At 52.1% G+C, this 6,569-nt stretch carries 8 protein-coding genes and 1 pseudogene; 3 read left to right on the top strand and 6 right to left on the bottom strand.

The window, feature by feature from the left end; translation table 11 throughout:
• The 5 genes and pseudogenes from ACTH5D_RS16855 to ACTH5D_RS16835 form a co-directional block, all read right to left on the bottom strand.
• Nucleotides 1-413: pseudogene (locus ACTH5D_RS16855) on the bottom strand (M15 family metallopeptidase); the annotation flags it as partial.
• A gap of 47 nt (nt 414-460) precedes the next feature.
• Nucleotides 461-1,735 (bottom strand): TRAP transporter large permease, encoded by a 1,275-nt coding sequence (locus ACTH5D_RS16850; RefSeq protein ID WP_441673257.1) that lies wholly within the window; start codon nt 1,733-1,735, stop codon nt 461-463.
• The gene (locus ACTH5D_RS16845) at nt 1,732-2,223 is read right to left on the bottom strand and encodes a TRAP transporter small permease (protein ID WP_441673255.1); all 492 of its coding nucleotides are present in this window, start codon (nt 2,221-2,223) and stop codon (nt 1,732-1,734) included. Before ACTH5D_RS16845 ends, ACTH5D_RS16850 begins: the two co-directional genes overlap by 4 nt.
• Before the next feature lie 105 nt (nt 2,224-2,328).
• Complete coding sequence (dctP, locus tag ACTH5D_RS16840; RefSeq protein ID WP_441673253.1) at nt 2,329-3,363, bottom strand: TRAP transporter substrate-binding protein DctP; 1,035 nt, start codon at nt 3,361-3,363, stop codon at nt 2,329-2,331.
• A gap of 125 nt (nt 3,364-3,488) precedes the next feature.
• Nucleotides 3,489-3,848 (bottom strand): LysR substrate-binding domain-containing protein, encoded by a 360-nt coding sequence (locus ACTH5D_RS16835; protein ID WP_441673259.1) that lies wholly within the window; start codon nt 3,846-3,848, stop codon nt 3,489-3,491.
• A 97-nt stretch (nt 3,849-3,945) separates the two neighbouring features.
• Here ACTH5D_RS16835 and ACTH5D_RS16830 point away from each other — a divergent pair, with 97 nt between their 5' ends.
• Nucleotides 3,946-4,239, top strand: coding sequence for a hypothetical protein (locus ACTH5D_RS16830; RefSeq protein WP_441673251.1), 294 nt, complete (start codon nt 3,946-3,948; stop codon nt 4,237-4,239).
• 174 nt (nt 4,240-4,413) lie between these two features.
• Nucleotides 4,414-4,800, top strand: a complete 387-nt coding sequence (locus tag ACTH5D_RS16825) for an HPP family protein (protein WP_441673249.1) — start codon at nt 4,414-4,416, stop codon at nt 4,798-4,800.
• A gap of 67 nt (nt 4,801-4,867) precedes the next feature.
• Here the strand turns inward: ACTH5D_RS16825 and ACTH5D_RS16820 are convergent, their stop codons facing one another.
• Nucleotides 4,868-5,452, bottom strand: coding sequence for a gamma-glutamylcyclotransferase (locus ACTH5D_RS16820; RefSeq protein ID WP_441673247.1), 585 nt, complete (start codon nt 5,450-5,452; stop codon nt 4,868-4,870).
• Nucleotides 5,453-5,587: 135 nt separating this feature from the next.
• On the opposite strand from ACTH5D_RS16820, the gene ACTH5D_RS16815 reads away from it, so the two are divergent.
• Entirely contained in the window at nt 5,588-6,442 is an 855-nt protein-coding gene (locus ACTH5D_RS16815; RefSeq protein WP_441673245.1) for a sirohydrochlorin chelatase, read from the top strand.
• Nucleotides 6,443-6,569 lie beyond the last annotated feature (127 nt).

Raw genomic sequence — 6,569 nt, 5'->3', positions numbered from 1 at the left:
AGAGGGTCGCGGCTAGGTGCCGAGACAAACTCCCTCGTGCGCTCCAGTAACTCCGCCTCGCTGAGGTCTGGCTGGTGGTGGTGGATGGCTTCATGCAAGGTGTCAAACAAGTACTGCTGCACCCGCCATGGCCGCCATCCGTCTAGTACGATTAAACCGATGCCGTTGGGTAAGCTGCGCGCCGCTGCAAGCAGCGCTCGATACACACTCTCACGTACGAAACACTCCGGTACCGCAGCTGGGATGCCCAGTCTAGCGTAGGCGGGGAACACGCTGACCGGCGCCGGGGCGAGGCTCATCGGCACCAGGCGCTCTCTATTATCTTCAATAGGCGTGCGGCGCAGTTGCTCCCAGCAAGGGGGTGGCTGGCTGGGTATAGGCGGCAAAGCCTTCAATAATGTGTTCAAAGGCATCGTGTTATCCAAACTGGTTATCAGAACTGGTTATCAGAACTGGTTTATCAAAACTGAGTAGGCAGCCACAGCGTCAGCGGTGGAAAAAGAATTAATAAAATAAGCACTGCAATCGCTGTCAGCACAAAGGGCCAAATGGTTTTGAACAGTGACACAATCTCTAACCGACTGACGGCTGCAGCCACGAATACACAAGCGCCCATTGGGGGTGTTATTAAGGCAATCGTAATGTTCAATGTAATGATAACGCCCAGATGGATGGGGTCGATGCCTGCCATCATGGCCACAGGCGCAAAGATAGGCGTCAGTAGCATCAACGCCGACACCTCTTCCATAAACATGCCTGTTATAAAGGTAATGGCACTAAGGAGTAGTAGGATTAAGACTGCGTTATCTATGTAAGGAGATAATAGTGAGACAAATTGTGCGGGCACTTGAGCATAGGAGAGCAGCCAACTGATGGTGGCCGAGGCCGCCATGATCAAAAAGATCGCCGACGTTAATCGTGCCGTATCGACAATGGCTTGCCAGCACTCTTTAAGGCGTAATCCGCCCAGCACAAAGCCACACAAGGCCACATACAGCGCGGTCAACGCGCCCGACTCTGTAGGCGTGACAAAGCCAAGCACAATGCCTACAACGATGATGAGCGGTGCAATCAGCGCGGGTAGGGCGGCTAAGAACGCTACTCCAAGCTGGCCAATTGAGGGTAACTGGCCACTTTTGGGTAACCGGTGTCGCCACGCATACCAAGCATTCATGCCCATAAAGGCAATACCCAGTAGTAAGCCAGGCACGACGCCTGCTAGAAATAGATCGCCCACTGAGGTGTTCGTCAGTGAAGCGTAGAGGATCATAAATATACTGGGTGGAATAATCGGGCCAATCAGTGAACTGCCTGCGGTAAGCCCAGCAGCAAACGCCCTTGAGTAGCCCTCCTTCTCCATGGCGGGTACTAATAGTGGCCCTAGTGCCGAGGTGTCCGCCACTGCTGAACCATTGACGCCTGCAAAGAACACACTTGAAACCACATTGACGTGACCCATGCCGCCCCGCAAGTGTCCGACCATTAAGCGGGCGAATCCCATCAGGCGTTCCGTTAAGCCACTGACATTCATTAGGTTGCCAGCGAAAATGAACAGTGGGATAGCCATCAAAGAGAAAACATTGATACCGCTAAAGAATTGTTGGGGCAGCATACGTGGGATCATTGAGGGGTCAACAAACATGAAACCCACTATCGCCGTGGTAAGCAGTGCGATGAACAGCGGCAGCCCAAGCAAGACGTGACCAAGGAAAACAGCCAGCATTGTGAGAATCATAGGTTGTCCTCGACGGTCTTGAGCGGCGCAGGGCCGTAGAGAAGCACATGCCAAGCCAGTAACAAAAAGCCAATAGGTAACGAGAGAAGTGGCACTGTGCGGCTAATGCCGAGCCCCGAGGTGGTAAACATACTGACTGATAGTGCATAGCGATAGCTAACCCACGCCCCCCCTGCAGCAATCAGCAAGGTGAGCAGCCATTGGTAAACATTAAGCAAGCGAGCGAAGGGAGGGGGCAGTATTTTCTCCAGCAGGCCGACGCGCATATGTCCCCCTTCCATCCAGACGGCGCCAGCCGCTAGCATAACGGTGGCGATGATCAAGACGCGGGAGAGTTCATCCGTCCAGATAGGGGCGCCACCGGCAATGTAGCGTGCAAACACACCAAATAGAATGGCCGCAACATTGAGAGATAACAGCACGCCCGCCATGGTCAGGGTAATAGGGCGGCTGATAGCCAGTAGACGGGATCGTAGCGTATTGAACATGGCAGCCTTCCCTGAAGCACAGAAACATTAAGCACGAGAACATTAAGCACATAAAATAGGGGCCGTGAAGGTAATCCCCTATTGTTGCAATGGTTTTAGCAGCGGTTAGTGAAGTAGATCGCTCATGCCCGCATCGTCCAGCGCCATATCGATCCATCGCTGCTCGATATTACGCTCTCCGAGCCACTCAAGATAAGCAGGCTGGCCAATATCGCGGAAAGCGGTGAGCTCATCTTCAGTGGGGCGAATCACTTCCATGCCTTGCTCTTCCAAGTAGGCGATACGTACCTCTACCTGCTCCTCGTTATGCTCACGGGCGTTGTGATTAGCTTCGGCGACAGCCTCTGTAAAGGCGTTGCGAAGCTCATCATCCCAACCTGCGATCATTTCGCTGTTGCCCACCAGGAACTGGTTGGAGTACTGGATGTTGGCGAGCGTCAGGTAGTCCTGCACTTCGAAAAGGCTTCCCAGAATGATATACATCGGCGGGTTCATTTGGCCGTTGGCCACCCCCGTGCGCAGTGCCATGTAGGTTTCCGTCCATGGAATGGGCGTGCCGGACGCACCGAAGGACTCATAAAGCGCTACTTGGCTCGGATCCATGGCCCGAAAACGCAGTCCTTCAAAGTCGTCGGGATGGCTGATTGGGCGCTCATTATTGGTGAATGCCAAGAAACCGCCTTCTTCAACCACCGCCAGCATATCGATACCGGCACGTTCCTGAAGTGTGCTGGTTAGCTCTTGCCAGTAACTGCCTTCATCGAAGAAGGTGCGGGCAGCATTGAAATCGTCAAACAGAAACGGAATGGCGCTAACGAAAAGCTCATCGACTAAGGGAGAAACACCTGCGAAGGACGCTATGTTAAGCATCGGCGTATGCATGGTTTGTTCCATGCGGTCTTCTTCACTGCCCAGCATGCTGTTAGGGAAAAGACGCAGTTCAATGTCGTTACCTGTCTTCTCTGCAACCAATTCTTTTAAGTTAGTGGCAAAGACGTGAACCGCGTTTTTTTCTTCGTCAGGCGCGCCGTTGTAGCTTAAGTTAATGGTAGTGGCAGCGAGCGCAGTGCCTGTTATTAAAGCAGAACCAATCAGACAGGCACCAGTTAACAGCTTGGGCATAAGATGGGACGGTAACATCAAGATCTCCTTGCTTATTATCATAAGTGGCAGGTTTATAGGGTTACCTGCTTATGGTTTTTTTAGTATTACATTAAGAGATTATGTATTGATGTGTTGACTATGCAATGCCTAAAGCGTTGCTTTTAAAGCAACAGCCGTGGTGCATTGGCAGAAAAGAAACGCATGCCTTGATGCAAGTGTTCAACGCAGGCGTGGGCGGCGACAGTAAGCTCTTGCCCGTGGAGACTAACAATTTGCGCCCGTGCGCTATTCATTAATGAGTACTTCATTGGCAGCGCAATGATTTCCTGGCGCTCAATTTCATCAATAATGGTGAGTTCAGGCATAAATGTGACGCCAATGCCTGAGCGTACAACGTTTTTAAGCACCGCTACGGAGTTGCTGTAAAACTGTGATAGAACCGACTCTTCTTGGGCGCGCTGGGTGTGGAAGTGCTGAACTAGTAAACTGCCCCGCTTGGGTGGCGTGTATGCCGCTGCCAGCAGGCGAGTGGCTGTGCGCAGAGCATTGGCTTTGCCCCACGCCAGGTTTTAGCTGACAATGCAAAAACATCGCAATGGCTATGCTTAGGGGTTTTACATGCAGAAAAACGGTTTTTTTGACGAAATAGGTGAAACCATCGGCGAAGCAATCCGCGTGGTGGTTGAGTTCCTACTAGGCATTTTCACCAACTTCTTTGGTGCCTTCGGCGATTTTATTGATGGTCTTACTCGGTCTCTAGGCATCAACGACTCGTTTTTGAGCATCGCGGTGTTGGTCATCGGGCTGCTGATTCTATGGGGAGGGATAAAATCGTTTTTACGTGGCTCCATTGTTGGCGGCATCGTCAAAACGCTCATCGCGCTATTTATTCTTTCCTGGTTGATGATGTAGCGGCCTATCCTTTCTACAAATAAGCTACAAATAATAGCGCTGAGCATTTGTATTTATTAAAGATTATTGAAGCGCTTTATTCATGCCTGAATTTAGCTCATAACGCTATGATCAATTGCTATTTGCCTGTTTGGTGCAATTTGCCATTATGCCGCACTAATTTTGTGCACATCGATGGCGATGAAAACTTATCTTGGCAAGATGCGGGGGCAACGGGTAAAGCGTGCTCGAGTGGGTTGGCAAGATGCATGTTGGTCTTGGTTTGGCACCTGTACCGGTATGGCTGTCATTTGCTTGCTCAGTTCAGCGTGGCTATCGCAGCAACTGCTCATCGTGGGCTCCTTTGGGGCAACGTCAGTGCTGATTTATGCAGCGCCTGAAAGCCCTTTTGCGCAGCCAAGCCACGTCCTATTTGGCAGTATGTTGTCGGCAGGTATTGGCGTTGCGTGCTATCAACTGCTGGGTACTTCTCCGCTTTCCATGTCGCTGGCCGTATCGCTATCGGTGCTTGGCATGCAGTTAACTCACACGGTTCACCCGCCAGGAGCGGCAGCGTACTGATGCTGATCATCGCGATATTAGTTAATAATCTTGCCCGACATCGCCGCTACCCAAGCTACTGGTAACGTTAAAGAAGCTTCAACTGATGTTCTAATGCAAAGATATGGGCATCTTCGGCGCCCAGTTCACGTAGGGCGGTTGCAAGGTTTAGTAAGTACTCTTTATTAGCACCGCTGGGCCCATGTGCATGAGCAATTTGCTGGGCAATATCGGGAAGCGGTGCTTCACCTAGAAAGGCCGGATTATCGTCGCTGGCCAAATAAATAAGCCCTTCGCTTTGCTCAGCGGCATCGCCATTCTCATCGCCATTCTCATCAACAAAGGTGAGCGGTACTTTTTCACGCAAATAGCCGTTTTTTTCCCGTGTATCCAGTGGTGCGAGTACGTCAGGCGTAATGCGATAGGCCATGCCGTGGCAAACTGCTCCTTTGGCACGAATCAGTGTGGCAACACGCCCTGGTGCTTCAGGAGTACCGCGGTGGTCGTGGGAGCCTTGCCAAAATCGCCGCTCCCAGCCGTGAATATACGCCGAACGGCGCTCTAGGTAGTCAAAGTCAGCCTTCCAGATTAACGACCCGTAGCCGAACAGCCATATACTCGAATGGCCATCGAAGAAGTTTCTTTGCTGATTAAGGGCTGTGGTATCTAACATCGTTATCAAGCACCCTATGGTTTTGTAAATACTTATGGTTTTGTAAGCGACAGTGCGAGCCAGTGCGTTATAAGGCAATACCCTATCTTATCATGTCACTGGTGATCGCTTATCTAACGGCGGCAGGAGGTAGGCATGCGCGCAATTTTTTTGGTGGATAACGGTTCGTTACGCCCGCAGGCAACACTCAATTTGCGTCGCGTGGCGTCTATGCTTAGCCAACGGATGGGTGAAAACGTACAGGCTGCTTCGCTCCTGCACTCCAATAAAATTCCCGTGGAAGCCGTTGAGGATATTCCCGCGACGACGCTTGGCCCCGCTGCTGAGCGCAGCGCCGAGCAGGGGGCAACGGCGATTATCGTTTTACCGTTTTTTTTCGGGCCGAGTAAAGCTCTCACCGGCTACCTGCCTGAGCGCATGGCTACATTACAGGCGCGCTTTCCGCACGTTAAGATACGTGTGGCCCAGCCGTTGGTCGATGAACGCGGCGATAACGATCTGCGCCTTGCTCATTTATTGGCTGATAACGTGCGCGAAAAGTACCCGGCCGGCACCGCGCCTCGCGTGGCCTTGGTCGATCACGGTAGCCCGATCCCTGAGGTCACCGCGGTACGTAATCGCTTAGCGGGGCAGCTTAGCGTGCTGCTGGGCGAGGATGTCACTAGCGTCACCGCTGCTTCTATGGAGCGCCGTGAGGGTGAAGAGTACCGCTTTAACGAGCCGCTGTTGGAAAGCTTGCTGGACTCGCCTGAATTCAGTGTAGGCCCGGTTATTTTAGCCATGCTGTTTCTTTCACCAGGGCGCCATGCCGGTGAGGGCGGTGACATTGCTGAGATTTACACAGCGGCCCAGCAGCGACATCCACATTTAGCAGTCAGCGTTACTCGGCTTGTGGGAGAGCATACTGGCATTGTCGATATTCTGATCACTCGGTTGCGCCAAGCGATTGATGATGAACGCTTTCTGCTCGATATTCCGGCAATTTCCTGAAACCACTAACGGATGATGGATGAATACGCGCCCAAGAGCGCGTAGAATCGCGAGCCTTTGCACACGCTAACTGGGCTCCTTTTGTGATCGCAACCGCCAATATCACCATGCAGTTTGGGGCTAAGCC

It is taken from the genome of Halomonas sp. (genome assembly GCF_052095695.1).
GTDB lineage: Bacteria > Pseudomonadota > Gammaproteobacteria > Pseudomonadales > Halomonadaceae > Vreelandella.
Note: the sequence above shows the minus strand (reverse complement) of the source record. Positions and strands in the feature narration are given on the sequence as shown.

Bases quoted from the DNA above. Each gene is read 5' to 3' on its own strand.
- ACTH5D_RS16850 (WP_441673257.1), bottom strand. From the start codon at position 1,735: ATGATTCTCACAATGCTGGCTGTTTTCCTTGGTCACGTCTTGCTTGGG.
- ACTH5D_RS16845 (WP_441673255.1), bottom strand. From the start codon at position 2,223: ATGTTCAATACGCTACGATCCCGTCTACTGGCTATCAGCCGCCCTATT.
- dctP (WP_441673253.1), bottom strand. From the start codon at position 3,363: ATGTTACCGTCCCATCTTATGCCCAAGCTGTTAACTGGTGCCTGTCTG.
- ACTH5D_RS16830 (WP_441673251.1), top strand. From the start codon at position 3,946: ATGCAGAAAAACGGTTTTTTTGACGAAATAGGTGAAACCATCGGCGAA.
- ACTH5D_RS16825 (WP_441673249.1), top strand. From the start codon at position 4,414: ATGGCGATGAAAACTTATCTTGGCAAGATGCGGGGGCAACGGGTAAAG.
- ACTH5D_RS16820 (WP_441673247.1), bottom strand. From the start codon at position 5,452: ATGTTAGATACCACAGCCCTTAATCAGCAAAGAAACTTCTTCGATGGC.
- ACTH5D_RS16815 (WP_441673245.1), top strand. From the start codon at position 5,588: ATGCGCGCAATTTTTTTGGTGGATAACGGTTCGTTACGCCCGCAGGCA.